Source organism: Chloroflexota bacterium (assembly GCA_040902225.1).
Classification (GTDB): Bacteria; Chloroflexota; Limnocylindria; order QHBO01; family QHBO01; genus CF-167.
The window spans coordinates 122,628-146,366 of the sequence record JBBDXT010000007.1; the positions used below are offsets into that span (position 1 = coordinate 122,628).

The following is a 23,739-nucleotide window of genomic DNA, read 5'->3' on the forward strand; positions in this document are numbered from 1 at the left end:
CGCTCCAGGTCCGATCGTCGAAGAGGAGCCGCTCGTGCCCCGTTACGTTCCCGAGGACTCCCTGGTGTCGCCGCGGTTCACCGGCCCGTCAACCTTCGCCCGGCTGCCTCACGTTCGCAGCCTCGAGGATGTCGACGTCGCGATCGTCGGCGTTCCGTTCGATACCGGGGTGACCTACCGGGTCGGGGGTCGCTTCGGCCCAAACGCGGTCCGCGACGCTTCGGTCATGCTCCGACCGTACAACGCCAACCTCGACGTGAAGCCGTTCGAGGTGCTCAGCTGCGTCGACTACGGCGACGTGGCGATCGTCCCCGGGTACATCGAGCGCAGCTATGCCGCAATCGAGCAGGCCGTCGCGCCGATCGTCGAGGCCGGGGTGATCCCGCTCCTCGTCGGCGGCGACCACGCCTGCACGCTCCCTCACTTGCGCGCCACACGGTCACGCGGGCCAGTTGCGGTGATCGACTTCGACTCGCACACCGACGCGTGGGACAGCTACTTCGGCGAGAAGTACAACCATGGCACCTGGATGCGACGCGCCATCGAGGAGGGGCTCGTTGACGTCGCGCACTCGATCGAGATCGGCCTGCGCGGCTCGCTCTACGGCGCCGAGGACTGGACCGGGCTGCGCGACGAGCTGGGTCTCGAGTATCTGACCACCGAGGCGGTCCTCGAGCGCGGGGCCGATGCGGTGGCGGCCGCCATCCGCGAGCGCGTCGGCGATCGGCCCGCCTTCATCATCTTCGACATCGACGTCGTCGACCCGGCCTTCGCTCCCGGCACCGGCACGCCCGAGCCGGGCGGCATCTCGGCGCACGATGCCCTCAGCATCGTCCGTCGCCTGACCGGGATCGACTTCATCGGATTCGACGTGGTCGAGGTGATCCCGGCCTACGACCCGGCCGGTCAGACGGCCTTCCTCGCCGCCAACCTTGCCTACGAGATGCTCTCGCTCGTCGCGCTGCGGCGGTCCTCCCGTTAGCCCGACGACCCGCCTCCGACGTCTCGGTCCTCCGCTGCGGCCTCGGAAGCGACGAACTCCCGCGGGAGCTTCCAGTCGTAGTTGATCTTCTCCGTGCGCAGCACGTGGAAGGTCTCGGTGCTGACGATCCCGTCGAGCCTGCCCAGCCGTTCGGAGAGGAACGCGAAGAGATCCTCGTCCGTCCGGCTCAGGACCTCGATGATGAGGTCATACCGCCCGGCGGTGTAGCCGACATAGACGGTCTCGTCCATCTCGGCGAGCGCGCTCCCCATCTCCAGCGCCGACCCGGGGCGCACCCTGACCCCGATCACCACGTCGACCCGGTACGGGGTCCGGACCGGGTTGATCACCGCCACGACCTTGAGAAACCGATCGCGAATCAGCCGCTCGATCCGCTTGCGCACCGTCGGCTCGCTCACCCCCAGCGCACGGGCGATCCGCGCGTTCGGAACCCGGCCGTTTGCCTGCAACGCCTGGAGCAGGCTCAGGTCAAGATCGTCGAGATCGTCGAGCGTGAGGTGATCGCGATCCATATTCGTTCTTCAGTGTGGACAATCGTGACGGAATCCGTCAACATGCGCCCTATTCACGTCCGACGGTGATATTCGGGGCTGCGGGTGGAGGCGGCGGTGACCGAGGCTGCTCTCGATCGGCCTGGAGCCGATCTCATCACCGGGGAGCGGGCGACCGTGCTGCAGGCCGGCCGCCTCCCCTCGTTCCTCGGGGCGCCCTGGCTGGCGTGCCAGACCGAGGCGATCCGCTCACACGGCGCGAGCGCGGTCGTGCTGGGCGTGCCATTCGACCAGGCCACCGTCTACCGATCGGGGTCGAGCCATGGTCCGCGAGGGCTGCGCCTGGCGTCGGAACAGTATCTTCCCTATCTCGGCGAGTACGACATCGACCTGTTCGAGACCTTCCGGCTGGCGGATTGCGGCGACGTCCCAATCGTGCCCGCCGACGCGGCACGGAGCCGGCAGCTGATCGCGGAGTACGTCGGTCGGATCCTCGACGCGGGAGCCTTTCCGATCCTGGTCGGTGGTGATCACTCGATACCCATTCCCGCCATGGATGCGGTGTCGGCTCGCGTCAACGGCAAGGTGGGCTACCTCCATTTCGACGCGCATCTCGACTGCCAGCCCGATGTCGCGGGGGAACGCTTCACCAACTGGTCCGGGGTTTCTCGAGCGGTGGAGCGCGAGAACGTTGACGCGCGCAACGTGGCGCTGGTCGGAATCCGCGGCGCGCTCAACCCGCCGGAGCAGTATCGGTTCGTGCGCGAGCACGGGATCACCACGTTCACCATGCGCGAGATCACGCGGCGCGGGATCGAGGCGGTCGTGACCGATGCGCTCGACCGCGTCACCGACGGGACCGAAGCCTTCTACATCACCTGGGACACCGACGTCATCGACGCCTCGGCGATGCCCGGGACCGACGGTCCCGAACCGGGTGGCCTCACCAGCGCCGAGGCGCTGCGGGCCATCGAGATGGTCGGCGGCCGGAAGCCGATCGCAATGGATGTCGTCGAGCTCACCCCGGCATACGACCCGGCAGGCATCAGTACCCGGCTGGCCTGCTACCTGATCTTCAACGTCCTCGGCGGATGGGCGACCGGAGGCGAGCCGAGGCGAGCCTGATCGAGGGCGGAACACGAGCCGGGGGGATCAGAGGAGGAGAGATGTGACCGACACCGGCGCCACGAAGGTCTTCACGCGCCAGGCAACCGGGCTGACAAAGGACCTGAGTGCTCTCGACACCTTCGTCTACAACGTCAACAACCAGAACATCGGGATCGGCGTCGCCTTCATGCTCCTGTTCGTGCCCGGCTTCTATGTCGGCGCCGACATGTTCCAGGCGATGATCATCGCCCTCGCACTGGCCCTCCCGATGGCGTTCGTGTACGCGCTCTTCGCGGCAGCCATTCCCCGGTCCGGCGGGGACTACGTGTACATCAGCCGCACCCTGCACCCCCTCCTCGGCTTCGTCGCATCGTGGAACTGGGTCGCGTGGATGACGGTCTACATCGGGGTGCCGGCGGCCTACCTGGCGCAGTACGGCCTGTCTGGGTTCTTTCGGATCCTGGGCGTCGCCACGGGAAACACCGGACTGATCGACGTCGGGAACTCGTTCGTCAATCCTGACGTGACGCTCATCGCCGGCACCGTCCTCATTGCCTTCTTTGCGGTGATCTTCGCCGCTGGCACGAAGATCTACTTCAGGCTCCAGAACGTCGTCTTCGCCATCGGCATGATCGGCGTCGCGGTCGCCATCGGCCTCGCATTCCTCGGTAGCTCCGCCGACTTCGCAGCCAGCTTCGACCGGTACGTGGCAGCCGCTGGCGGCGTAGCGAACGCGAGCAGCCTGGCCGTCGAGCCGGCGGCGTATTCCGCCGAACAGACGATCTTCGCCTCCACCCTGCCCCAGTTCATCGTGCTCTTCGCCATCACCTCGAGCTTCCTCGGCGGCGAGGTACGACGGGCCCGCCGCAGCCAGCTGCTCGGCATGCCGGGCGGCGTCGTCTTCGTCACCGTCTTCATGTTCCTGCTGACTGCCGCAGTCGTCCGCCTCGCCGGGCTGCCGCTCCTCGGCGGGATCAGCGCCAACTACTTCAGCCCCGACGCGCTGGGCCTGTCGTTCGTGCCCGCCTACAACGAGCTGGTCGCCCTAGCCTTCATCGACAACCTCCTGCTCGCCCTTCTTCTGGGCTTCACGTTTGTCTTCTGGACCTACGTCTGGCTGCCGATCAACTTCCTGGCATCTACCCGGGCGCTGCTCGCCTGGTCGCTCGACGGCCTGCTTCCTGCCCGTGTCAGCCAGGTCAACGAAAGCCGACACACTCCTACCATGGCGATCATCATCGTCGCCATCCTCGGCTGGCTTTCGCTCTTCCTCTACACGCGTGGGGTGATCAGCACGCTCTACGGGATCTTCGGCTGGATCCTCTCGTTCCTCCTGTGCTCGATCGCGGCGATCTTCTTCCCGTACCGGCAGCGAGCGGTCTTCGAATCGTCGCCGGTGAACTGGCGGCTGGGCGGCGTGCCGGTGATGTCGATCGTCGGCGTCATCGCCACCGCCGCGCTCCTCTACGTCGAGTGGATCTGGTGGGTCGATCCGGTCAATGGGCTGCAGGCTACCCCGGACGTCGTCGGCGATCACCGGATGTGGATCGCAACCGCCGGCGTGCTGATCTCGGGCGCCGTCTGGTACCTCGTCGCGCGAGCGCTCCAGGCTCGCCGCGGGATCCACGTCGAGCGGGCCTTCGCCGAGATCCCGCCGGAGTGATCTTCCGGACGGAGCGGACCGCGCCGGTCGCGCTCGTGACCGGCGCCAGCTCCGGCATCGGCGCCGCCGCCGCCGAGCGCCTGGCACAGAGCGGCTATCTCGTGGCCGTCCACTACCGCTCCGGGCGCGATCGCGCCGAGCGCCTCGCCGGATCCATCGGCGGCGGCGCCTACCAGGCGGAGGTTGCCGAGCCCGAGGCGGTGGCGGTGATGGTCGCACGCATCGAGGCCGAGCTCGGACCGATCGAGGTGGCCGTCTGCAACGCCGGCTTCTACGAGGAGCTGCCGCTGGCCGACGTGACCGATGCGGCCTGGCAGCGCACCCTCCGCGTCCTGCTCGGTGGCTGCTTCCACGTCTCCCGCGCGGTGGTGCCCGGCATGCGCCGCCGCGGCTCGGGCTCAATCGTCACGGTGGCCTCCGAACTGGCATTGGTCGGCGGCGTCGGGATCGCTCCCTACGTGGCGGCCAAGGCGGCGGTGATCGGCTTCAGCCGTGCCCTCGCTCGCGAGTTGGCACCCGAGATCCGGGTCAACGTGGTGGCTCCCGGACCGGTCGATACGCCACTCCTGCCAGACCCCGATCGGCAGCCGGACTACGCCGCGACCATCCCGCTACGCCGGATCGGACGACCCGAGGAGATCGCCGAGGCAATCGTCCACCTGGTCCGCGCGACGTTCACCACCGGCCAGGTCTACTCCCCCAACGGCGGCACGGTCATACAGTGAGCCGCGTCGTGCTGGTCACCGGGTCGGCGGGCGGGATCGGGCGGTCGCTCGTCACGCGCTTCAGCGCTGATGGGTGCCAGGTCGCGGCGTCGACCCACCACGGCGGAGAGCTTGCCGCCGACCTGGCCGACCCCGGCGAGGCGGCGCGCCTGATCGATCGCGTGATCGAGCGGTTCGGCCGTCTCGACGCCCTGATCGTCAACCATGCCACCATGGCGATGGCCGCCATGGACGAGCATGACCCGAGCGACTGGTGGCGCATCGTTGACACAAACCTCTCCGGCGCCTTCTACCTGGCACGCGACGCCGCTCCCCACCTCCTAGCGACGGGGGGATCGATCGTCTTTATCTCGAGCGAATGGGGCGTCAGCGGCTGGCCGCGGGCAACTGCGTACGCGGCCAGCAAGGCGGGGCTGATCGGCCTCACGCGGGCTCTGGCCCGCGAGCTGGCGCCAACGGTGCGCGTCAACGCGGTGGCGCCCGGCGCGATCGACACGGCGCAGCTGGAGATCGACGCTCGCGACGCAAACCTCACGCTCGCCGAGATCCGGGCGCAGTATGCTCGGACCGCACCCTTGCAACGCATCGGCACACCGGCGGAGGTGGCGGCGAGCGTTGCCTTCCTCGTCTCGGCCGACGCCGCCAACTACACCGGACAGGTGCTCCATCCGAACGCCGGTACGACCACGCCCTGAAACCCGATCCCGATGACCAAACGACGACTCACTATCTTCTACGCGTCCGACATCCACGGCTCGGAGCGGGTCTTTCGCAAGTTTCTCAACGCCGCGCCCTTTTACAAGGCCGACGCCGTCATCTTCGGTGGCGATATCACCGGCAAAGCCCTGATCCCGGTGGTCCAGACCTCGCCGGGTCGGTTCCGTGTCGAGCTGTTCGGGCAGGTCCATAAAGTTGAGGCCGGCACTGCTCTCGACGAGATCGAGGAGCGCATCCGGACCAACGGCTTCTACCCGTACCGCACCACCCCCGACGAGCTGGCACGCATGCACCAGGACCCCGACCACCTGAAGGCAGCCTTCAGCCGGGTCATGGCCGAGACCGCCGAGCGCTGGGTCACGCTCGCCGACGAACGCCTCCGTGCCGCCGGGATCCCAGCCCTCATGATGCCCGGCAACGACGACGATCCGGCGCTCAAGCGCATCCTGGGCCAGGGAGACTGGATCACCGACGCGGAGGGACGCTGCGTCGAGCTCGAGGGTTACCAGGTGATCAGCTTCGGCTATTCGACCACCACCCCCTGGCACAGCCCGCGTGAGATCACCGAGGAGGTGATGGCCACCACCATCGACGAGCTCGTTGCGCAGCTCGACCCGGCGCGGCCGGCGATCTTCAACTTCCATGACCCACCGCACGGATCGGGCCTTGACATGGCGCCCAAACTTACACCGGACCTCCGTGTCGAGAGCGGCGGTGGTCAGCCGCTGCTGGAGCCGGTCGGCAGCCGGTCGGTGCGCGCCGCGATCGAGCGCGTGCAGCCGGTGCTCTCGCTTCACGGACACATCCATGAGTCGCGCGCCGTGGCCCGCATCGGCCGCACCCTGACGATCAACCCGGGGAGCGTCTATGGCGAGGGGACGCTGCAGGGGGCGCTCATCACCCTGGAGAATGGTCGAGTGGTGAGTCATCAACTCGTATCGGGCTGAAGCAGCCAAGGATTGAGGAGGCGACCATGGCGACCACCGCAACCGGGGCAACCGGGAGTCACTTCCAGCGACAGGCGACGGGACTCGTGCGAGAGGCGGGTACCTGGAGCACGTTCATCTACAACGTGAACTTCATCAGCATCGGCCTGATGATGATGTTCGTCCTCCAGCTGGAGCCGGCGTTTTATCCCGGCGGTAACATGATGGGGAGCTACGTGCTGGCTCTACTCATCGTGCTGCCGACCAGCCTCGTCTTTTCCATGCTGGCGGCGGCCCTTCCCCGCTCTGGCGGCGACTATATCTATGTCAGCCGCATCCTGGGACCGCGACTGGGGATGATGTCGTCGTGGATCAACACCATCTGGTGGTTCATCTACGGCGGCGTTCCGTCTGCGTTCTTCGCGCGCTTCGGCCTGGGGCCGCTCTTCCGCAGCGTCGGGGTGATCAGCGGCAACCAGGGCCTCGTCGATATCGGGAACTGGTTCATCACGCCCGTCGGCACGATCATCACCGGGGCCCTGTTGGTCGTCCTCCTGGTGACCGTCTTCAGCCTCGGGCTCAACGTCTATTTCCGGATCCAGAATGTCCTGTTCGGCATCGCCCTGGTCGCGTTGGGCCTGATCGCGTTCGTGCTGATGACCACTCCGGCCAGCACGTTCGCGACGAACTTCAACGGGTTCTGGGGACCCATCACCGGCAACGCCGACGCGCGCCAGGCCGTCATCGACGCGGCGGTCGCAGGCGGCTTCGTCGAGGCGCCCACTGATTTCTACTGGAGCCTCATCCCGATCACGTGGATCTACCTCGAACTGGTGTTCAACCAGTCATCGGCCTACATCGGCGGTGAGGTGAAGCGCGCGTCGCGCATCCAGCTGTGGTCGATGCCGATCGCGGCGGTCGTCTCGGTCAGCGTGGCGATAGGGCTCACCGCGCTCTTCCAGGCCACCATCGGCACCACCTTCATCGGCGCCCTGGGGTGGGACCCGTACCTCGCCGACGGAGCCGCCCTTGGCCTCCCGTACGCGATGCCGTTCAGCGAGCTGGCCGCCTACTATGCGGGCGACATCGTCGTCGCGCTGCTGGTGGGAATCGGCTTCGTCTTCTGGAGCTATACCTGGCTTCCCGGCCAGATCCTCAACGCGTCGCGCAACCTCCTCGCCTATGGCATCGACGGCGTTCTCCCGGGGAGGTTCGGCAGCGTCAGCGACCGGTACCACACCCCGATCTTCTCGCTCGTGGTGGTCGGGGTGCTGAGCGTCGGCGCCCTGATCGTCTACGCCACCAACCCCGACTTCACGACGCTGGTGGGGATCATCGCGTTCATCGTCAGCTTCATGATTGTGTCGGTGGCGGCGATCGCGTTCCCCTATCGTCGGCGGGCGATCTGGGAGGCGTCGCCGGTCGCCTGGCGGCTCGCGGGCGTGCCGGTGATCACCATTGTCGGAGTGCTCAGCCTCGGCACGCTGCTCGTCGCCGAGTGGGCGTACCTCAACGACCCGCTCTCAGGAGTGAACATCCTGAACGGCCTGACGCCCGTCCTGACAGCGGAGGACGGTTCGCTCACCAAGGACACCGTCCGCTTCCTGATCGCGGCCGGGACGGTTATCTCGGGCCTGGTCGTGTACGAGATCTCGCGGATCGTGCGGGCACGGCGAGGCGTTCGGCTCGAGGCCAGCTTCGCGGAGATCCCGGTGGAGTGAACGAGACCGATCCCGGCCCGGCCGACCCGGGGGCATCCATCGATGCCTTCGCGTGGCCGGCCGGCTACCGGGCGGCGGCGGCCTTCACATTCGACGTCGACGCCGAGAGTGCAGTGCTCGCCGATCGACCGGAGGCCGCCGAGCGGTTGAGCGTCATGTCGCACCAGGCCTACGGGCCCCGCGTTGGGGTGCCGCGGCTGCTGCGGGTCCTGGACCGCCATGACGTCCGGGCCACCTTCTTCGTCCCGGGTTTCACGGCCGAGCTTCATCCCGAGGCGGTCATCGCCATTCGTGACGCTGGCCATGAGATCGGCCACCACGGCTACCTGCACGAGCCGCCATACCGGGCCACGGCGGACGAGGAGGAGGGATACCTCGTGCGAGGGCTCGAGGCGCTCGATCGGATCGCCGGCGTCCGTCCGACCGGATACCGTGCGCCGTGGTGGGAGGCGACGTACCGCACTCCGGGACTGCTGGCGCGTCACGGATTTCGCTACGACTCCAGCCTGATGGATGCCGATCGGCCATACCGCCTTGGGACGGGGCCTGACCCGGGAGCGCCGACCCTCGTGGAGATTCCGATCCAGTGGGCGCTGGATGACTGGGAGCAGTACGCGTTCCTGCCGGGCCTGACGGGCTCAGGAGTCATCGAGACCCCGGTTAAGGCCCTCGAGCTGTGGACCGCCGAGCTCGACGCTCTCGTCGCCGAAGGCGGTTGCTTCGTGCTCACCATGCACCCGTTTCTCTCCGGCCGCGCGTCGCGCGCCGACGCGCTGGACCGGCTCATCGCCCACGCACGGGACATCGACGGGCTGTGGATCGCGAGCCTCGAAGAGATCGCGCGGCATGTGGAGACACTGCCCCTCGATCCGGTGGTCCACCACCCGCCACGCCTGCCAGGCCCCTGAGCCGCCCATTGGGCTCCCGGCGAAGTGGCGACGTGAGGCACCGCGACCGACCGGGATATGCTTCCTGACGGGCCGTTAGCTCAGTGGTAGAGCAGGGGACTTTTAATCCTCGTGTCGTGGGTTCGATCCCCACACGGCCCTCTCGGTTGCACCATTCCTCCAGAGGCGCTTCAATGGAGCGCTGGAGGTGACTCTCGTGAAACGAAGATTCCTCCGCATCGGGCTCATCGGCCTGTTCACGCTGGCGATTCCAACGCTGGCTGTGCTTGCCAATGGCCCGGTCGGGAACCACGGTGCCGACGTCTCGACGATTGCGAAGGACAAGAGCACCACCGGCCGGGCGCACGGAGAAGCGGTCTCTGAGGCCGCCCGCGCCAACCATGGAGCCGATGTCTCAGCCGTGGCCACGGACGACAGCACCACCGGTCGCGCACACGGCGAGGCTGTCTCCGTAGCCGCTGGAGCACACGGCGAGGCTGTCTCCGTAGCCGCTCGTGGAGACCACGGAAAGCCTTAGGGCCGCCGACATCGAGAACGCCCACATGGCACGACCATGCGGGCGTTTGGTTTACTGGGTCATCCCCGGCGGACGTTCAGCCTTCGGGATCCCCTGTGGTGACCTGAATCTCCTCGTCGCACGCGGAACAGCGGAAGAGCCGCTGGCCCCGGAGGAGCTGACGCTCGGGATCGTGCTCGTCGGGAGAGTGAGCATCAACCGGGTTCATCTCGACCCAGTCGTTCCCATGCCGGTGCATGATCCGGTTCGTCTCAAAGTTCAACACGCGCCCGATCCTCCACTCGCCTCGATGTACGTTCGGTAGTGTCCCCGATCCGCTCGCCAGATGCTAGGCCCGCGTCAACGTTCGAGGCTCGATCAAGAAAGAGGACCGCCCTCCCAGGGCGGTCCTCTTTCTAGGTCAGCTCTGGAATCAGCCTCCCGGGATGCGCAGGAGGACGAGCTGCCCGCCCTCCCGCTTGTTGATCCAGTCGGGGTAGGTGTCCTGTCCATAAGACCAGACGCCACCAGACCGGATGAGGTCGTCACCACCGTCCTGGCTCTGCACCCACAGGCTGTGGGACTGGATCGTCACCAGGAAGGAACCTGGACCGAAGACCGACGACACGTCGATGATGCCGCTGGCCTCCCAGAACCCGTGCGTGGCGGCCGCGGACACCGGATCGACATCAGTTGTACCCTCGTCCGCCGACTGATCGACCACGGCGGCCACGACAAGTTCTCCGAAATTGTCCTCGTTGAGCCTGTACTGCCAGATGCGCGCGTTGGTCGCATCCGGGTTGAAGGTTCCCGAACCGGGGAAGATCGAGCCGAACGCGAATTGCTGCTGGCTGCCGGGATCCTCGGTGATGTACAGGCCGTTCGGCGTCGACTCGATGTTGTCTGGCTGGTGGATCCGGCCGGGGTGTCTGACCGGCTGGTCGTCGCCCTCGATCAGGATCCTGAGCGAATCGACCTGGGTGGGGTCACTCGGGTCGAGCACCATCTCCCAGATTCGACCATTGGTTGAGACGCCGGCGCCCGGCGTCGCGTTTGTTCCGCGGCCGGAGTCGACGAGGTAGACCACGTTCGACATGCCCGGTCGCTTGTCATAGGCGACGTCCTCAAGCCGCACAAAGTCGAACACGTCGTGGAGCTGGGACCACTTCTCGAGCACCCACTGCGGGCCGTCGATCCCCACCCCGTTGAATCGCTGCCATGCCGAAGAGTTAGGAGGCGGTGGATAGGGACCGCCGAGGGATGCAGGGACGTCGGCCGCCATCAGCTCGCTGCCATCAACCGGATCGCGACCTGTCGCTATCAGCTTCGGCACCTGAATGAAGTGGCCGGTGATCGAGTCTGTTTCCCCCGGCACGAAGTCTTCATAGGTGGTGATCGCCGAATCGTCTGATACGAATGCCCACAGCTCGCCAGCGTCGTTCCATACCCCGTTCGCGTTGTCAGCGATGTACGAGTAGAGCTGCGATTGAGACGGGGTCGTGGTGAATGTGTCATCGGTTGTGAGGACGACCGGCTGCCCGTAGCCAGGGATCGCGACGCTGTTTTCGTGATTCAGTCGGCCCATGCCCCAGATCGGCTGATAAGTGCCCGCATTCACGTCGTACGCGACGACCGTGCCGATCTGGCGCGCGCCGGCGTCACCCGGAAATGCGGGGAAAGCCGGAGCCGTCTTGCTGACCCAGTCGATCCCCTCCTCGTTGGTCAAGAGCAGGGGACGGTCGAAGCCGTGCTCCGACGTGGCCAGGAAGTTGGAGCAGAAGCGCTGGAAGAGGGCCGAGCTCGGGATGACGTATGACGCCCCGGGCAGCACGCCCATGCTCTTCTGATCGAGCCGCAACCTGCTCACCTGTGAGTTGTCGAAGTCGTTCTGGCTGCCGTTGGTGTTGTTCGTCGGCACGTAGTCGACGCCATTGTTTGCAAGTGGGAAGGGAACGGTGGAGGTCTCATGGTTCACATACAAGTCGACGCTCAGCTTGCCGTTCTTCACGAATGAGATGCCGTCAGGAATGGATTCGAACCGATAGCTGCCAATCATGTCGCCGACGGTGATGATCGGCACAACCTTGCCGCCGGGGGAGGTCGCCGTCAGCATCGATGCCTGGCTCGTCAGGAAGCCGACTTGCGCCGGCTTGCCGAGGACGGGCGTTGCGCCGGCCGCAACGATCAGCGCCGCTGTTGCAAGGACGCCCATGCGCATCCGCGGTTTCCTTGAACTGGGTGCTGCAGCCATGAAGAGACTCCTCCTTTGCTGCTGGCGGACCATCCGGCTGTCCGCAAGAGGCGGGCGGTGGCCGCTCTGGGATAGGGTGACAGTCTGCGCCCATCTCGACGGTCGGGGCAAGCGACGGGGGGCCTTGACGGTGCAGCCGCGCACCACGCCAGCGTGCCGAGGCGCACCACGCAATCAGCCCCGGAACCAGTACGCTGCGCGCGGACCGTGACACGTCCGATACGACGGTCAAGCCACGTGGAGACCGAATGCGTTTCTCACTCATCCCGCGCGAGACGAAGTTCTTCGACATGTTCGAGGAGGACGCCCGCAACGTGCTCGGGGCGGCCCGGCTCCTCGAGCAGTTCTTCCGCGACTACGACGATCGGGAGCGGCTGGCGAGCCAGTTGCTCGATGTGGAGCATGCCGGTGACCAGATGAGCCACGAGATCGGGCGCAGGCTGGAATCGACGTTCGTCACGCCCTTCGACCGGGAGGACATCCACGCCCTGATCAGCCGGCTCGACGACATCCTCGACCTGATCGAGGAGGTCGCTGACACCTGCATCCTCTACAACATCGACGCCCCCACACCGGCCGCCATCCAACAGGCGGAGATCATCGTGCGCCAGTGCGAGCAGCTCGCCGACGGGCTCGCCAAGCTCCGTCATTTCAAGGGGGTGGAGCCGTTCTGGATCGAGATCCATCGGCTCGAGAACGAGGGCGATCGGATCGCTCGGCAAGCGGTCGCCGAGCTCTTCAAGCAAGGCCATGAGCCGATGGACGTCATCAAGTGGAAGGACGTCTACGCGCTGCTCGAGGAGGCGATCGACTCCGCCGAAGATGCTGCCAACGTGATCGAGCGGATCGTCGTCAAGCATGCCTGAGGGCTTCACCGCTCCTGATCGCGGTGCTTGGCCTGGCAGTCTTGTTCGACTACATCAACGGCTTCCACGACACCGCCAACGCGATCGCTACCTCGGTCAGCACCCGCGCCCTGAGCCCGCGGCTGGCCATCGGTATGAGCGCCAGCGCCAACTTCGTCGGGGCGCTGACGGGGACCGCGGTGGCCAAGACGATCGGGGCCGGCCTGATTGCGCCACAGGCCGAGGGAGGGCTGGTGGTTGCGGCGGCCCTGGTGGGCGCTATCGTCTGGAACCTGCTGACGTGGCGATTGGGCATCCCGTCGTCCAGCAGCCATGCGCTGATCGGGGGCCTGCTGGGTGCCAGCGCCGCGGCAGTCGGGTTCGGCGCCTGGCAGATCGGGGGCATCTTGGGCAAGGTGATCCTGCCGCTCGTCGGGTCACCGATCGTCGGCTTCGCCATCGGCTTCGGCCTGATGGTTGTCATCTTCAACCTGTTCAGACGCGCGCACCCCAAGTCCATGAACGACCGGTTTCGACGAATGCAGGTTGTGTCGGCCGCCTTCATGGCGTTCAGCCATGGCAGCAACGATGCCCAGAAGACGATGGGGGTTATGACCCTGGCACTGGTGTCGGCGGGGGTCCTGACCGAGTTCAAGGTGCCCCTCTGGGTGATCATCCTGGCGGCAGGCGCCATCTCGCTGGGGACTGCGGCGGGAGGCTGGCGGATCATTCGCACCATGGGCACGAAGGTCGTGAAGCTCGACCCGGTGCACGGCTTCGCGGCGGAGACGACGGCAGCCACCATCATCCTCGGCGCTTCGACGCTCGGTATGCCGGTGAGCACCACGCACGTGATTTCGAGCGCCATCCTGGGGGTAGGGTCGTCAGACCGATTCCGCACCGTGCACTGGGGCGTGGCGCGTCGGATCGGGATCGCCTGGGTGCTCACCCTGCCGGCGTCCGGGCTGGTCGCCGCCCTCGCCTACTGGGTGCTGCACCCGATCCTTGGCTGATCGAGCCGCGTCAGCTGAAGAAGATGAAGCGGATCCCCACGATCACCAGCAGTACCCCGAAGCCGCGCTGCACGACCTCCACCGGCAGCGAGATGCCGAGCCGCGCTCCGAGATAGGCACCCAGCAGCAGACCGACCGCCAGGACTGCTGCGAGGCCAAGGTCGACGAATCCGCCGCGCCAATACTCCAGCGCGCCGAGCGCACCGACCGGGAGGAGCAGTGCGGCCAGCGAGGTTCCGGCCGCCTGAGTGGTGGTCAGCCCGACGACCAGGACCAGCAGCGGCACGATGACGATTCCACCGCCGATTCCGAAGAGACCAGACAGGACACCAGCGAACAGGCCGATGCCGCCGACGACCAGCAGTTGAGCCAATCCAACCTCCACATTTTCGTTTTCAGGCGCGCCCGGCGAGATTTTGAGTCTAGGCCTTGACCCACGCTTGATCTTCAGCGAGTAGGGTCACCGCCATGGAGAAGCGACGGGTCATCTTCATGTGCACGCACAACAGCGCTCGGTCACAGATGGCGGAGGCGATGCTGCGCGAGTTCGGCGGCGACACCTTCGAGGCGTTCAGCGCAGGCACCGAGGCCGCGGGCATCCGGCCGGAGACGATCCAGGTCATGAATGAGATCGGCATCGACATCAGCGGGCAGCGCTCGAAGACGATCGACGAGTTTCGCGGCCAGGGCTTCGAGTGGTTCATCACCGTCTGCGACGACGCACAGAAGAACTGCCCCGTCCTCCCGGGCGTCCAGGAGGTCGCGCATTGGTCCATCGAGGATCCCTCGCTGGCCGAAGGGACGCCGGACGACCGGCTGGCAGCATTCCGGCGCGCACGCGATCTGATCAGGAATCGACTGCGCCTGTTCATCCTCGCGGGCGGGCGCCCCGAGCTCCCGGTGCCGCACCCGACGGTGCTGCCCTAGATTTCACATGGCCTTGATGTATCGATAAGGATCGGTTAAAGCCGACCCCGGATCCTCCAATCGAACCCATGTCCATTGATTTGGAGGAATCCCGTTGACCCATCCCACACTAGTCCGGCCCGCCTTGGCTGGAATCCTGGCCGGAGCCGTCATCCTGGCGGCCTGCTCGAACACCGAATCGCCCGACGCCTCTGCCTCCACCCTGACCGGCTCTCTCTTCGTGTCTGGATCGTCAACGGTCGAGCCGATCTCGCTTGCGAACGCTGAGAAGTTCGCCGCCACGCAGCCGAACGTTGACATCTCGGTCGAGGGGCCCGGCACGAGCGACGGCTTCGCGCTCTTCTGCGCAGGCGAAAGCGACGTGCAGGACGCGTCGCGCGCCATCAAGGAGGCGGAGATCGCAACCTGCACGGAGAACGGCATCGAGTTCATCGAGCTGTACATCGCCATCGACGGCCTCTCCGTCATCACGTCGGCACTCAACGACCAGGTGGAATGCCTGAGCTTCACCGATCTGTGGGCGCTCCTTGGGCCCGAGAACGAGGGCGAGAACGGCTCGCCTTGGTCTGACTACAACGACCTGGCGCAGGCGACGGCGGATGCCACCGATGGCACCTTCGGGGATATCCACACTCCCTATCTCGATGCACCGCTCTTCGTGACGGCGCCGGGAGAGGAGTCGGGCACGTTCGACTCCTTCGTCGAGCTGGTGGTTGGTCCCGTGGGAGCAGCCCTCGGCATGGAGGACATCACTACCCGCATCGGCTACCAGTCCTCGGGTGATGACAACGCCATCATCCAGGGCGTGGCGGGCACGGCGGATTCGCCGACGACCCTGGGCTGGGTCGGCTTCGCCTACGTGGAGGAGAACCTCGATTCCGTGAAACCGCTTGCGATCGACGCGGGTGATGGCTGCATCGAGCCGACAATCGAGACGATCGCCTCCGGTGATTACCCAATCGCGCGCCCTCTCTTCATCTACGTGAATGCCGCGGTCGCTGAGGAAAACGACGCACTCGCCGCGTTTGTCGACTTCTACCTGTCCGACGAGGGCCGGGCCTCGGTCAGCGAGGTCAGGTACGTCGACATCCCCGATGAGGATTGGCAGGCGACCGTTGACACGTGGGAGGCGCGGACGACGGGCGCCCATTACGGCAGCTGAACAGGCGGCCGTCTCGTGATGCCGGACGGGGTTCGCTCGTCCGGCTCACAAGCTCGAGGAACGGCATCCGCTCCCACGTTGACCGATAGACTCTGAATTCGATGGCGTCACCCACCGCACCCCCCCACCTGAGCATCGCGGATCTGCAGGGCTCACAGCGGCACCGACGAACCGAGGGTGCGATCCGACTGGTCTTCCTGGGGATGGCGGCGCTCTCCGTCGTTGTCACCGCCCTGATCTTCCTGGCGCTCATCGGAGAGGCATGGAACTTCATCAGCAAGGTGGAGCTGCCGGCCCTCTGGTCCGGCGGCTGGTTCCCACGGCGCGGGATGTACGACATCGGCACCATCCTTGCCGGGACGCTCGTGATCGCCGGCATCGGGATGGTGGTTGCCATTCCCCTTGGACTCGGTGCCGCCATCTACCTGGCCGAATACGCCGGCCATCGCGCCCGCGCCTACCTCAAGCCGGTCCTGGAGATGCTGGCCGCGGTCCCGAGCATCGTGCTCGGCTATTTCGCCCTCCAGTGGATCAGCCCGAACATCGTCCAGACGCTTTGCGTCAGCGGTGCCTCCGTCTTCAACATGGCGGCCGCTGGCCTTGCGGTGGGGATCCTGGTCACGCCACTCATCGCATCCATCGCCGAGGACGCGATGTATGCCGTGCCGCGGTCGCTCCGTGAGGCGTCGTACGGGCTCGGCGCCAGAAAGCGCACGACGAGCCTTCGGATCGTCCTGCCGGCTGCGGTCTCCGGAATCGTGGCGGCGATAATCGTCGGCTTCAGCCGGGCCGTCGGGGAGACCATGATCGTCTCGATCGCCGCAGGCGGCACCGGTGGCTCGCTCTTCGGCCTCAATCCCTGCGGCCAGGGACAGACCATGACCGCCGCAATGACCGCGCTTGCAACCGGCTCCGATCAGGTCCGCGGCGCCGATCTTGCCTATCCGAGCCTCTTCTTCGTCGGCCTGCTCCTGTTCGGGATCACGCTGACGCTCAACGTGTTCAGTGAGCGCTTCGTGCGTCGTACGAGGTTGAGGTACTGATGTCGAACATCGCGACGGGCGCCCGAGTGAGCGCCGAGCTTGTCCGGCAACGCATCAGCGGCCGACGCTCGGATGTCGGCGGGCGCCTGTTCGAGGGCCTGCTGCTGCTGGCGCTCCTCGCCTCGCTCGCCGTGCTCCTGACGCTGCTCGTGGACGTCACGACCCGGGGCATCGGCGTCTACCTGGAGCGCGGCCTCGACTTCATCGGTTCACCGCTGTCACGAGATCCTGCGCAGGCGGGAGTCGGCCAAGGTCTGTTTGGATCACTCCTGCTCATGCTCCTGGTGGCGGTGACGGCCTTTCCGATCGGCATTGGTGCGGCGATCTATCTCGAGGAGTACGCGCGCGACACGACCTTCACGAGGTTCGTCACCGCGAATATTCGGAACCTGGCCGGCGTCCCGTCGATCGTCTACGGGCTGCTGGGCCTCGCCGTCTTCGTGGTGGCGCTCCGCGGATTCGTGGGCCCCGATTCTCAGGGGCGCAGTGTGCTGGCAGGCGGTCTGACACTGGCCATCGTAGTCCTCCCGATCGTGATCATCACCACCTCCGAGGCGCTGCGAGCGGTCCCCTCCGGTATCCGCGAGGCGGCCTACGGCGTCGGCGCTACCCGTTGGCAGACGGTGCGCAGTCACGTGATCCCCTACGCGGCGCCGGGAATCCTGACCGGGACGATCCTCTCCATGGCGCGGGCATTCGGGGAGACAGCACCATTGATCATGGTCGGTGGAGCGGTGAGCTTCCTGAGCACCGGCGACCAAGGGGTCATCGAGACGCTGCAGGGCAAGTACACGACCGTACCAACCACGATCTACCAGTGGGTCCAGCGGCCGGAGCGCGAGTTCATCGAGCTGAGCGCGGCTGGAATCCTGGCGTTGCTAGTCACCATCCTGCTCGTCAACGGCTTGGCGATCATCCTGCGAAACCGATATGCCCGAAAGTGGTGACGATGTGACAGTGGAGGCCAAAGTGACCGCTGTTCCGCCTCTTGACCAAGACGAGCGCGCAGGGCCGACAATACGTGTGATGCCAGGTCCTGAGGCAAAAGAGATCGAGCGGCTCTCAGCCGCCAGTTCCGGTACGGCTGCGACGCTCGAATTCGCGGCACAGGACGTCGTCTTCGACCTTCAGTCGCTCTCGTGTTTCTATGGCTCCTTCCGAGCGGTGCGCGAGATCTCGCTGCAGGTGCCGAGGAACCAGATCACGGCCATCATCGGTCCGTCGGGTTGCGGCAAGAGCACCCTCTTGCGCAGTTTCAACCGCATGAACGACCTCGTCGACGGAGCCCGCGTCGAAGGCAGGGTTCTGTATCACGGCGTGGACCTGTACAGCGACGGGGTCGATCCGGTAGAGGTTCGGCGTCGGATCGGCATGGTCTTCCAGAAGCCGAACCCATTCCCAAAGTCGATCTACGATAACGTCGCCTTCGGTCCGCGCGTGGCCGGCTTCCGCGGCGATATGGCCGAGCTCGTCGAGCAGTCCCTGCGGCGGGCCGTTCTCTGGGACGAGGTCAAGGACAAGCTCCGCTCGCCGGGAACCGACCTCTCCGGTGGGCAGCAGCAGCGCCTGTGCATCGCCCGCGCGATCGCGGTAGAGCCCGATGTCATCCTGATGGACGAGCCGTGCTCCGCCCTCGACCCGGTGGCGACCCTGCGCATCGAGGAGCTCATGCATGAGCTCAAGCAGAATTACACGATTGTGATCGTGACCCATAACATGCAGCAGGCAGCCCGCGCCAGTGACGTCACCGCGTTCCTGACCATGGGGGACGATCGTGCGGGCTACCTGGTCGAGATGGACACCACCGACAAGATATTCACTCGACCTGAGCATCGGCTCACGGAGGACTACATCACCGGCCGGTTCGGCTAGGAGGCGCGTCATGGAGCGAGGCAGCGGGCAGGCTGGGGTCAGCATCGGCCATGGACACGAGCACCTGCGGCCGACCTTCGAGCAGGCCCTCGCCGACCTGAAGGACAACGTGCTGCGGCTCGGCGCGCTGGTCGAGCGAGCCGTGGAGCGCGCCGCGCGTGCCCTCGTCGAGCGGGATGTGGATCTCGCGGACCAGGTGCGCTGGGAGGATGCCACCGTCAACGAACTGCAGCGCTCCATCAACCACGAGATCACGTCGCTGATCGCTCGGCAGGGCCCGGTGGCCCGCGACGTCCGAGAGCTGCTCGCGCTCTATCACGCGGCCGCAGAGCTGGAGCGGATGGGAGACTACGCGACCAGCATCGCCAAGCTCGCTCAGCAGCTGGCCTCGGAGCCGGAGGAGCCGATCTTCCGCCAGATCCCCGAGATGGAGCGCCTCTGCCGCTCCCAGCTGCGCGCCGCCATGCGCGCATTGGTTGACGTCAGCGAGGAGCAGGCGCGCGCGGTCTGCGCCGGCGACGACGAGCTCGATGCCCTGTACAAGAGCGTCTACGAGTCCTCCATCGCCCTCATGGAGAGATCTCCGGATCGCGCCCGGCAGGCGACCCACATGCTCTTCGCCGCCCATCACCTCGAGCGCCTTGGCGACCGAGTCACGAATATCGGCGAGGACGTCGTCTTCCTTGTGACCGGACAGATCGAGGACCTCAATCCCTGAGCGACTGGTTCCGTTGTCCGGCGTGAAGCGGCGCATCCTGGTAGTCGAGGACGATCGCACCCTGCGCCAGGCGCTCGTCTTCAACCTCGAGCGCGAGGGGTACGAGGTCCACGGTGCGGTGGATGGCGAGCAGGCGCTTGCCGCGGCGCGCGACGGCGGCGTCGACCTGATGTTGCTCGACCTGATGCTCCCCGGCATGAGCGGCCTGGAGGTGCTGCGCACGATGCGCGCCGAGGGGAACGACACGCCGGTCGTGATCCTGTCCGCCAAGGGAGGCGAGATCGACCGGGTGGTTGGCCTGAAGGTCGGAGCCGATGACTACATCCCCAAGCCGTTCAGCCGCCCGGAGCTGCTCGCCCGGGTCGAGTCCGTGCTGCGCCGTCAGCGTCGGTCCGAGGCTGCGGCGGACGAGCGGCTGGCCGAGGTGCGCAGCGGGGCCTTGGTGATCGACCGGGGCCGGCACCTGGCGACATTCAACGGCGAGCCGCTTCGGCTGACGACCAAGGAGTTCGAGCTTCTTGCCCACCTGGCCGGGCATCCGGGTCGCATCTTCACCCGCGAGCAGCTTCTGACTCGCATCTGGCCCTTCGACTTCGGGGGCGACAGCCGGACCGTGGACGTGCACGTCAGCTGGCTGCGCTCGAAGCTGCGCGCGCTCGACGGGCACAACTACTTCCGGACCGTCCGCGGGGTCGGTTACGCCTTCGCACCCCGCCCAGATGTCCACTGATCCGCTGGCCGCGGCGGCCTTCGCGGCGCTCCTGGAGCGCACGGCAGGCGACATTCTGCTGATCGTCGATGACCAGCTGCGCATCACCCGGGTCGGGGCGGGTGCCGCGGCGCTTGCCGAGCGCGCGGTGAGGGAGCTGGTCGGGATGAGCCTGATCGCCGCGTTCGGGTCAGCGCCGCTTGATGCGCTGGCGCGGCGTGCCGCAAGCGAGCGCTCCCCTTCGCTCGGCGAGGCAGACCTCGGGCCGCGCGGCGGGCGTGCATTCGCCGTCGACGCCGTCCCGCTCGCCGACGGAAACCTCGTCCTGGCGCTGCACGAGATCACGGCGCTCCGCCGTGCGGAACGCGTACGGCGCGACTTCGTCACCAACATCAGCCACGAGCTGCGCACGCCGCTGGCCTCCGTCAAGCTGCTGGCCGAGACGCTCTCTGCCGGCGCGGTCAAGGACGCGGCCACCGCCGGCAAGTTCGCCGTTCAGATCGAGCGGGAGGTGGATCACCTGGCGCAGCTCGTGTCGGAGCTGCTGGACCTGTCCATGATCGAGTCGGGGGAGAGCACCCTGCGGCTGGAGCCGGTCGACCCGAGCGCCGTGATCGCTGACGTGGCCGAGCGAATCGGGCCGGTGGCCGCTCGTCGTGGCATCGCCGTTCGTCTGCGAGGCGAGACAGAGGGCGCGGAAGTCAAGGTCAACGCCGATGTGGGCCGCCTCGGCCAGGCGCTCCTGAACCTGGCACATAACGCGGTCAAGTACAACCGCCCGGGGGGCGAGCTGCGGCTGGGCTGGGAGCGGTCGGAGGGCGGCGTGCGGTTCACGGTCGCCGACGACGGGATCGGGATCTCCGAGGCCCACCAGCAGCGGATCTTCGAGCGCTTCTACAAGGTCGACCGCTCCCGGGCCCAGGAGTCCGATGACGCGACAGGCGGCGGCAGTGCCGGACTGGGGCTGGCCATCGTGCGGCACATCGCCGAGGCGCACGGCGGCTCGGCCGGCGTGCGGAGCGTCGAGGGCGATGGCTCGACCTTCTGGGTCGAGCTGCCCCGGGCCGAACCTGCCTGATATAGTTGTCGGGTCAACCATGAACACACAGAACACGATCCCCGGGCCACGCGACCCGCGCCTGGAGACCTGGCGCTCCTTCCTGGTCGCGCATGCCCAGATCCGACGCCAGCTGGAGCGAGAGCTGCAGGCCGAGCAGTCGCTTGGCCTTGGCGAGTACGAGGTGCTGCTCATCCTGGCGCGCGCCGCCAACCGGCAGCTGCGCATGAGCGAGCTGGCGGACCACCTGGTACTGTCGCGCAGCGGCGTGACACGCCTGGTCGATCGGCTCGAGGCGGATGCACTGGTCGAGCGCACCTCGTGCGCCACCGACCGACGTGGTTCGTGGGCGACCCTGACGGCTGCCGGCCACGCCCGCCTGCGACGGGCTGCGCCCACCCACCTGCGTGGCGTCGGCGAGCACTTCCTGGATCGCATCCCTCCCGCCGAGCTCGACGCCCTCCAGCGCACCCTCGACCGCGTCCTGGACGAGGCCTAGCCTCCCGGCGCTCCGCTAGCTCCTGGCAGCTCCCCAGCCGCCTCTGCCCGAAGGCTGTTGACCATCGGTGCCCGACCGTCGTTCGGCGCCAGAGCAAGAAACCGATCGAACTCGCGCACCGCCGTCGGCGTGTCTCCGCGCCGGAACGCGATCACCCCGCGGTAGAAGGGGATATCCGGCTCATCGGGACCGGCGACAGTGGCGTACGTATCGGTCGTCGCCTGGGCATCGTCGTAGTGCGCCGTCGCCAGGTAGGCGTTGATGAGACGTCGATAGGCCGAGTGATTCTCCGGTTCCAGCGCGAGCAGGATCTGCAGCGCGACCGCCGCTCGCTGCAGGTCGTCCGGCGAGTCGCCCGCCAGGTAGGCATCCGCGAGGTCGGAAACGACCCGCGCATCGCGCGGGTTCGCCTCGAACAGGGCCAGCAGGCGCTGGATCTCGGCCTGGCGATCAGCCTCCCGCTCCATCGCATCGGCGAGCGGCTGGTTCACGACGGTGCGTTCGGCCAGGCCGAAGGATCCAGGAAGCGCGAAGCCGACCAGCAGGGCCAGCGCAACCACAGCCGCGAGCGCAGCGATCATGCCCCGCCCCTGCCGAGGCGGCGCCGCTCCTGGCGAGGCCTCGACCGCGGCCGGCGCAAGGGTCTCCGCCGCTCGCGACTCGGCCTCGGCGCGCTCACGCTCGTACGAAGCGTCGTCGAGCGAGCCGGCTCGACGATCCGCCTCAACGTCGAGCAGGGCGTCTAGCGCGACGCTGTGGCGCAGCGCCCTTGCCTCGGCCTCGGCCTGCGCGTCGAAGGTGACCGTCCCGGAGCCTGGACGAAGCAGCGGCCACGCGATGGCAGCCGCCACCGCCAGTCCGATTGCCGCGAACAGGACCCACTGAAGGAGGTCAGGCATCGAGCTGCTCGACCTCGTCGCGGATCTGTTCACGCAGCCCTGGACTCGGGGCCGGCATGACCGGCGCGACCGCTGCTCGGTCGCGTCGCAACCACCAGGCGAAGACGCCGATGCCTACGACGACCGCCCCAGCCGGGATCCACCACGCGAAGGGCGACGGAGGCGCCAGCAGAATCCAGTCGCCAAAGCGGGCCACGAAATACCCGCGAATCTGCTCCGGCGTCTGACCGGCCGCCAGCTGTTCGGCGATCTGGCGCCTGATGGCGGCCGCCGCTGCCGTCTGCGACTCGGCCACCGACAGCGCCTGGCAATCAGGGCAACGCAGCTCCGCCGCAATCTGCCGCGCCTGCTCGGCCTGGGTGGGCGGCGCGTCTGGGCGCACCAGCTCCAGCACGACCAGCCCGCCCAAAGCCAGGAGCGCGGCGACGGCCACCGGGAGCACCAGCCGCCTCATGGTGTGAGCCCGAGCGCGGCGAGTTGGGTGGCGACTACCTCGGTCGTCAGCGGTCCCCAGTGGCGGGCGACCACGATCCCGTGCGCGTCGACGAAGAAGGTCTCCGGCGGACCCGTTACGCCATAGGCGATGGTGATGCGGCCGTCGGAATTCAGCACATTCGGCCAGCTGACCTCTCCGTAGCGAGCCAGGAAGCCGCGGGCGTCATCGGGCGTGTCGTTGACGAGCACCCCGACCATCTGCAGCTCTCCGCGGTAGCGCGCCGCAAGGTCCAGCAGGACCGGGTGCTCGTCGACGCACGCGGGGATGCAGGAGCTGGCCCAGAAGTTGACGACCGCCGGCTTGCCCGCCAGATCGGCGGAGGAGAAGTGGTCGCCTTCGAGGGTGCTCCCCGCGAAGGCTGGCATGGGCTTGCCGACCAGCGGCGAGGGGATCAGCCGCGGGTCGCGCCCGAGCCCCGTGAAGAGGAGCCATGCGAGGGGCAGCACCACCAGTGGCACGAACAGCAAGCGAAGCCAGGGGAGGCGCATCGG

27 protein-coding genes and 1 tRNA gene are annotated in these 23,739 nt (G+C 67.0%); 21 read left to right on the top strand and 7 right to left on the bottom strand.

Annotated features, from left to right (window positions below):
- Nucleotides 1–34 precede the first annotated feature (34 nt).
- Entirely contained in the window at nt 35–982 is a 948-nt protein-coding gene (gene speB, locus WEB29_09225; GenBank protein ID MEX2137109.1) for an agmatinase, read from the top strand.
- Here the strand turns inward: speB and WEB29_09230 are convergent.
- A complete protein-coding gene (locus tag WEB29_09230; GenBank protein MEX2137110.1) occupies nt 979–1,515 on the bottom strand; it encodes an Lrp/AsnC family transcriptional regulator in 537 nt (178 codons plus the stop codon). The two genes, speB and WEB29_09230, sit on opposite strands and share 4 nt — an antisense overlap.
- Before the next feature lie 96 nt (nt 1,516–1,611).
- Between WEB29_09230 and WEB29_09235 the strand changes: the two genes are divergently transcribed.
- From WEB29_09235 to WEB29_09275, 9 genes are all read left to right on the top strand, one after another.
- Nucleotides 1,612–2,619 (top strand): agmatinase family protein, encoded by a 1,008-nt coding sequence (locus WEB29_09235; protein MEX2137111.1) that lies wholly within the window; start codon nt 1,612–1,614, stop codon nt 2,617–2,619.
- A gap of 43 nt (nt 2,620–2,662) precedes the next feature.
- Nucleotides 2,663–4,264 (top strand): APC family permease, encoded by a 1,602-nt coding sequence (locus WEB29_09240; protein ID MEX2137112.1) that lies wholly within the window; start codon nt 2,663–2,665, stop codon nt 4,262–4,264.
- Nucleotides 4,261–4,989, top strand: coding sequence for an SDR family oxidoreductase (locus tag WEB29_09245; protein ID MEX2137113.1), 729 nt, complete (start codon nt 4,261–4,263; stop codon nt 4,987–4,989). The genes WEB29_09240 and WEB29_09245 overlap by 4 nt, the downstream gene beginning before the upstream one ends.
- Nucleotides 4,990–4,997: 8 nt before the next feature.
- Complete coding sequence (locus WEB29_09250; protein ID MEX2137114.1) at nt 4,998–5,684, top strand: SDR family NAD(P)-dependent oxidoreductase; 687 nt, start codon at nt 4,998–5,000, stop codon at nt 5,682–5,684.
- A gap of 12 nt (nt 5,685–5,696) precedes the next feature.
- A complete protein-coding gene (locus tag WEB29_09255) occupies nt 5,697–6,653 on the top strand; it encodes a metallophosphoesterase (GenBank protein ID MEX2137115.1) in 957 nt (318 codons plus the stop codon).
- Nucleotides 6,654–6,679: 26 nt separating this feature from the next.
- The gene (locus WEB29_09260) at nt 6,680–8,353 is read left to right on the top strand and encodes an APC family permease (protein ID MEX2137116.1); all 1,674 of its coding nucleotides are present in this window, start codon (nt 6,680–6,682) and stop codon (nt 8,351–8,353) included.
- A complete protein-coding gene (locus WEB29_09265) occupies nt 8,350–9,261 on the top strand; it encodes a polysaccharide deacetylase (protein ID MEX2137117.1) in 912 nt (303 codons plus the stop codon). The genes WEB29_09260 and WEB29_09265 overlap by 4 nt, the downstream gene beginning before the upstream one ends.
- Before the next feature lie 69 nt (nt 9,262–9,330).
- Nucleotides 9,331–9,402 (top strand) — tRNA-Lys (locus tag WEB29_09270).
- A gap of 55 nt (nt 9,403–9,457) precedes the next feature.
- Nucleotides 9,458–9,778, top strand: a complete 321-nt coding sequence (locus WEB29_09275) for a hypothetical protein (GenBank protein MEX2137118.1) — start codon at nt 9,458–9,460, stop codon at nt 9,776–9,778.
- 76 nt (nt 9,779–9,854) lie between these two features.
- Here WEB29_09275 and WEB29_09280 read toward each other — a convergent pair whose 3' ends face one another.
- Together WEB29_09280 and WEB29_09285 are read right to left on the bottom strand one after the other, a co-directional pair.
- On the bottom strand, nt 9,855–10,043 hold the full coding sequence (locus WEB29_09280; GenBank protein ID MEX2137119.1) for a hypothetical protein: 189 nt from the start codon (nt 10,041–10,043) through the stop codon (nt 9,855–9,857).
- A 147-nt stretch (nt 10,044–10,190) separates the two neighbouring features.
- Nucleotides 10,191–12,008 carry a hypothetical protein gene (locus tag WEB29_09285; protein MEX2137120.1) on the bottom strand — a complete coding sequence of 606 codons (1,818 nt, stop codon included), beginning with the start codon at nt 12,006–12,008 and terminating at the stop codon, nt 10,191–10,193.
- A gap of 248 nt (nt 12,009–12,256) precedes the next feature.
- On the opposite strand from WEB29_09285, the gene WEB29_09290 reads away from it, so the two are divergent.
- Complete coding sequence (locus tag WEB29_09290; GenBank protein MEX2137121.1) at nt 12,257–12,874, top strand: DUF47 family protein; 618 nt, start codon at nt 12,257–12,259, stop codon at nt 12,872–12,874.
- Nucleotides 12,871–13,866, top strand: coding sequence for an inorganic phosphate transporter (locus WEB29_09295; protein ID MEX2137122.1), 996 nt, complete (start codon nt 12,871–12,873; stop codon nt 13,864–13,866). Before WEB29_09290 ends, WEB29_09295 begins: the two co-directional genes overlap by 4 nt.
- Nucleotides 13,867–13,876: 10 nt before the next feature.
- Here the strand turns inward: WEB29_09295 and WEB29_09300 are convergent, their stop codons facing one another.
- Entirely contained in the window at nt 13,877–14,239 is a 363-nt protein-coding gene (locus tag WEB29_09300) for a sulfite exporter TauE/SafE family protein (protein ID MEX2137123.1), read from the bottom strand.
- A 95-nt stretch (nt 14,240–14,334) separates the two neighbouring features.
- On the opposite strand from WEB29_09300, the gene WEB29_09305 reads away from it, so the two are divergent.
- The 9 genes from WEB29_09305 to WEB29_09345 all read left to right on the top strand — a co-directional run bounded on the left by WEB29_09305 (nt 14,335) and on the right by WEB29_09345 (nt 21,853).
- Nucleotides 14,335–14,793, top strand: coding sequence for an arsenate reductase ArsC (locus WEB29_09305; protein MEX2137124.1), 459 nt, complete (start codon nt 14,335–14,337; stop codon nt 14,791–14,793).
- A 124-nt stretch (nt 14,794–14,917) separates the two neighbouring features.
- Entirely contained in the window at nt 14,918–15,955 is a 1,038-nt protein-coding gene (locus WEB29_09310; protein ID MEX2137125.1) for a substrate-binding domain-containing protein, read from the top strand.
- Between the two features lie 101 nt (nt 15,956–16,056).
- Complete coding sequence (gene pstC, locus WEB29_09315) at nt 16,057–16,998, top strand: phosphate ABC transporter permease subunit PstC (protein MEX2137126.1); 942 nt, start codon at nt 16,057–16,059, stop codon at nt 16,996–16,998.
- Nucleotides 16,998–17,945: a phosphate ABC transporter permease PstA gene (pstA, locus tag WEB29_09320; protein ID MEX2137127.1), complete on the top strand. Its 948-nt coding sequence runs from the start codon at nt 16,998–17,000 to the stop codon at nt 17,943–17,945. Before pstC ends, pstA begins: the two co-directional genes overlap by 1 nt.
- A gap of 79 nt (nt 17,946–18,024) precedes the next feature.
- Entirely contained in the window at nt 18,025–18,870 is an 846-nt protein-coding gene (pstB, locus tag WEB29_09325) for a phosphate ABC transporter ATP-binding protein PstB (protein MEX2137128.1), read from the top strand.
- A 10-nt stretch (nt 18,871–18,880) separates the two neighbouring features.
- Complete coding sequence (gene phoU / locus WEB29_09330; GenBank protein MEX2137129.1) at nt 18,881–19,588, top strand: phosphate signaling complex protein PhoU; 708 nt, start codon at nt 18,881–18,883, stop codon at nt 19,586–19,588.
- A gap of 22 nt (nt 19,589–19,610) precedes the next feature.
- Complete coding sequence (locus WEB29_09335) at nt 19,611–20,318, top strand: response regulator transcription factor (GenBank protein ID MEX2137130.1); 708 nt, start codon at nt 19,611–19,613, stop codon at nt 20,316–20,318.
- Entirely contained in the window at nt 20,308–21,375 is a 1,068-nt protein-coding gene (locus tag WEB29_09340) for an ATP-binding protein (GenBank protein ID MEX2137131.1), read from the top strand. The genes WEB29_09335 and WEB29_09340 overlap by 11 nt, the downstream gene beginning before the upstream one ends.
- A gap of 19 nt (nt 21,376–21,394) precedes the next feature.
- On the top strand, nt 21,395–21,853 hold the full coding sequence (locus WEB29_09345) for a MarR family transcriptional regulator (GenBank protein ID MEX2137132.1): 459 nt from the start codon (nt 21,395–21,397) through the stop codon (nt 21,851–21,853).
- Here the strand turns inward: WEB29_09345 and ccmI are convergent.
- From ccmI to WEB29_09360, 3 genes are read right to left on the bottom strand one after another with little or no spacing between them, the layout of a single operon-like run.
- Complete coding sequence (gene ccmI / locus WEB29_09350; GenBank protein MEX2137133.1) at nt 21,850–22,752, bottom strand: c-type cytochrome biogenesis protein CcmI; 903 nt, start codon at nt 22,750–22,752, stop codon at nt 21,850–21,852. The genes WEB29_09345 and ccmI overlap by 4 nt on opposite strands.
- Nucleotides 22,745–23,194 (bottom strand): cytochrome c-type biogenesis protein CcmH, encoded by a 450-nt coding sequence (locus tag WEB29_09355; GenBank protein MEX2137134.1) that lies wholly within the window; start codon nt 23,192–23,194, stop codon nt 22,745–22,747. Before WEB29_09355 ends, ccmI begins: the two co-directional genes overlap by 8 nt.
- Nucleotides 23,195–23,202: 8 nt before the next feature.
- Nucleotides 23,203–23,736: a redoxin family protein gene (locus WEB29_09360; protein MEX2137135.1), complete on the bottom strand. Its 534-nt coding sequence runs from the start codon at nt 23,734–23,736 to the stop codon at nt 23,203–23,205.
- Nucleotides 23,737–23,739: the final 3 nt, after the last annotated feature.

Excerpts from the sequence above, each read along its gene's own strand:
- WEB29_09230 (MEX2137110.1), bottom strand. The coding sequence starts at position 1,515 with ATGGATCGCGATCACCTCACGCTCGACGATCTCGACGATCTTGACCTG.
- WEB29_09255 (MEX2137115.1), top strand. The coding sequence starts at position 5,697 with ATGACCAAACGACGACTCACTATCTTCTACGCGTCCGACATCCACGGC.
- WEB29_09260 (MEX2137116.1), top strand. The coding sequence starts at position 6,680 with ATGGCGACCACCGCAACCGGGGCAACCGGGAGTCACTTCCAGCGACAG.
- WEB29_09285 (MEX2137120.1), bottom strand. The coding sequence starts at position 12,008 with ATGGCTGCAGCACCCAGTTCAAGGAAACCGCGGATGCGCATGGGCGTC.
- WEB29_09290 (MEX2137121.1), top strand. The coding sequence starts at position 12,257 with ATGCGTTTCTCACTCATCCCGCGCGAGACGAAGTTCTTCGACATGTTC.
- WEB29_09305 (MEX2137124.1), top strand. The coding sequence starts at position 14,335 with ATGGAGAAGCGACGGGTCATCTTCATGTGCACGCACAACAGCGCTCGG.
- pstC (MEX2137126.1), top strand. The coding sequence starts at position 16,057 with ATGGCGTCACCCACCGCACCCCCCCACCTGAGCATCGCGGATCTGCAG.
- pstA (MEX2137127.1), top strand. The coding sequence starts at position 16,998 with ATGTCGAACATCGCGACGGGCGCCCGAGTGAGCGCCGAGCTTGTCCGG.
- pstB (MEX2137128.1), top strand. The coding sequence starts at position 18,025 with ATGCCAGGTCCTGAGGCAAAAGAGATCGAGCGGCTCTCAGCCGCCAGT.
- phoU (MEX2137129.1), top strand. The coding sequence starts at position 18,881 with ATGGAGCGAGGCAGCGGGCAGGCTGGGGTCAGCATCGGCCATGGACAC.
- WEB29_09340 (MEX2137131.1), top strand. The coding sequence starts at position 20,308 with ATGTCCACTGATCCGCTGGCCGCGGCGGCCTTCGCGGCGCTCCTGGAG.
- WEB29_09345 (MEX2137132.1), top strand. The coding sequence starts at position 21,395 with ATGAACACACAGAACACGATCCCCGGGCCACGCGACCCGCGCCTGGAG.
- ccmI (MEX2137133.1), bottom strand. The coding sequence starts at position 22,752 with ATGCCTGACCTCCTTCAGTGGGTCCTGTTCGCGGCAATCGGACTGGCG.
- WEB29_09360 (MEX2137135.1), bottom strand. The coding sequence starts at position 23,736 with ATGCGCCTCCCCTGGCTTCGCTTGCTGTTCGTGCCACTGGTGGTGCTG.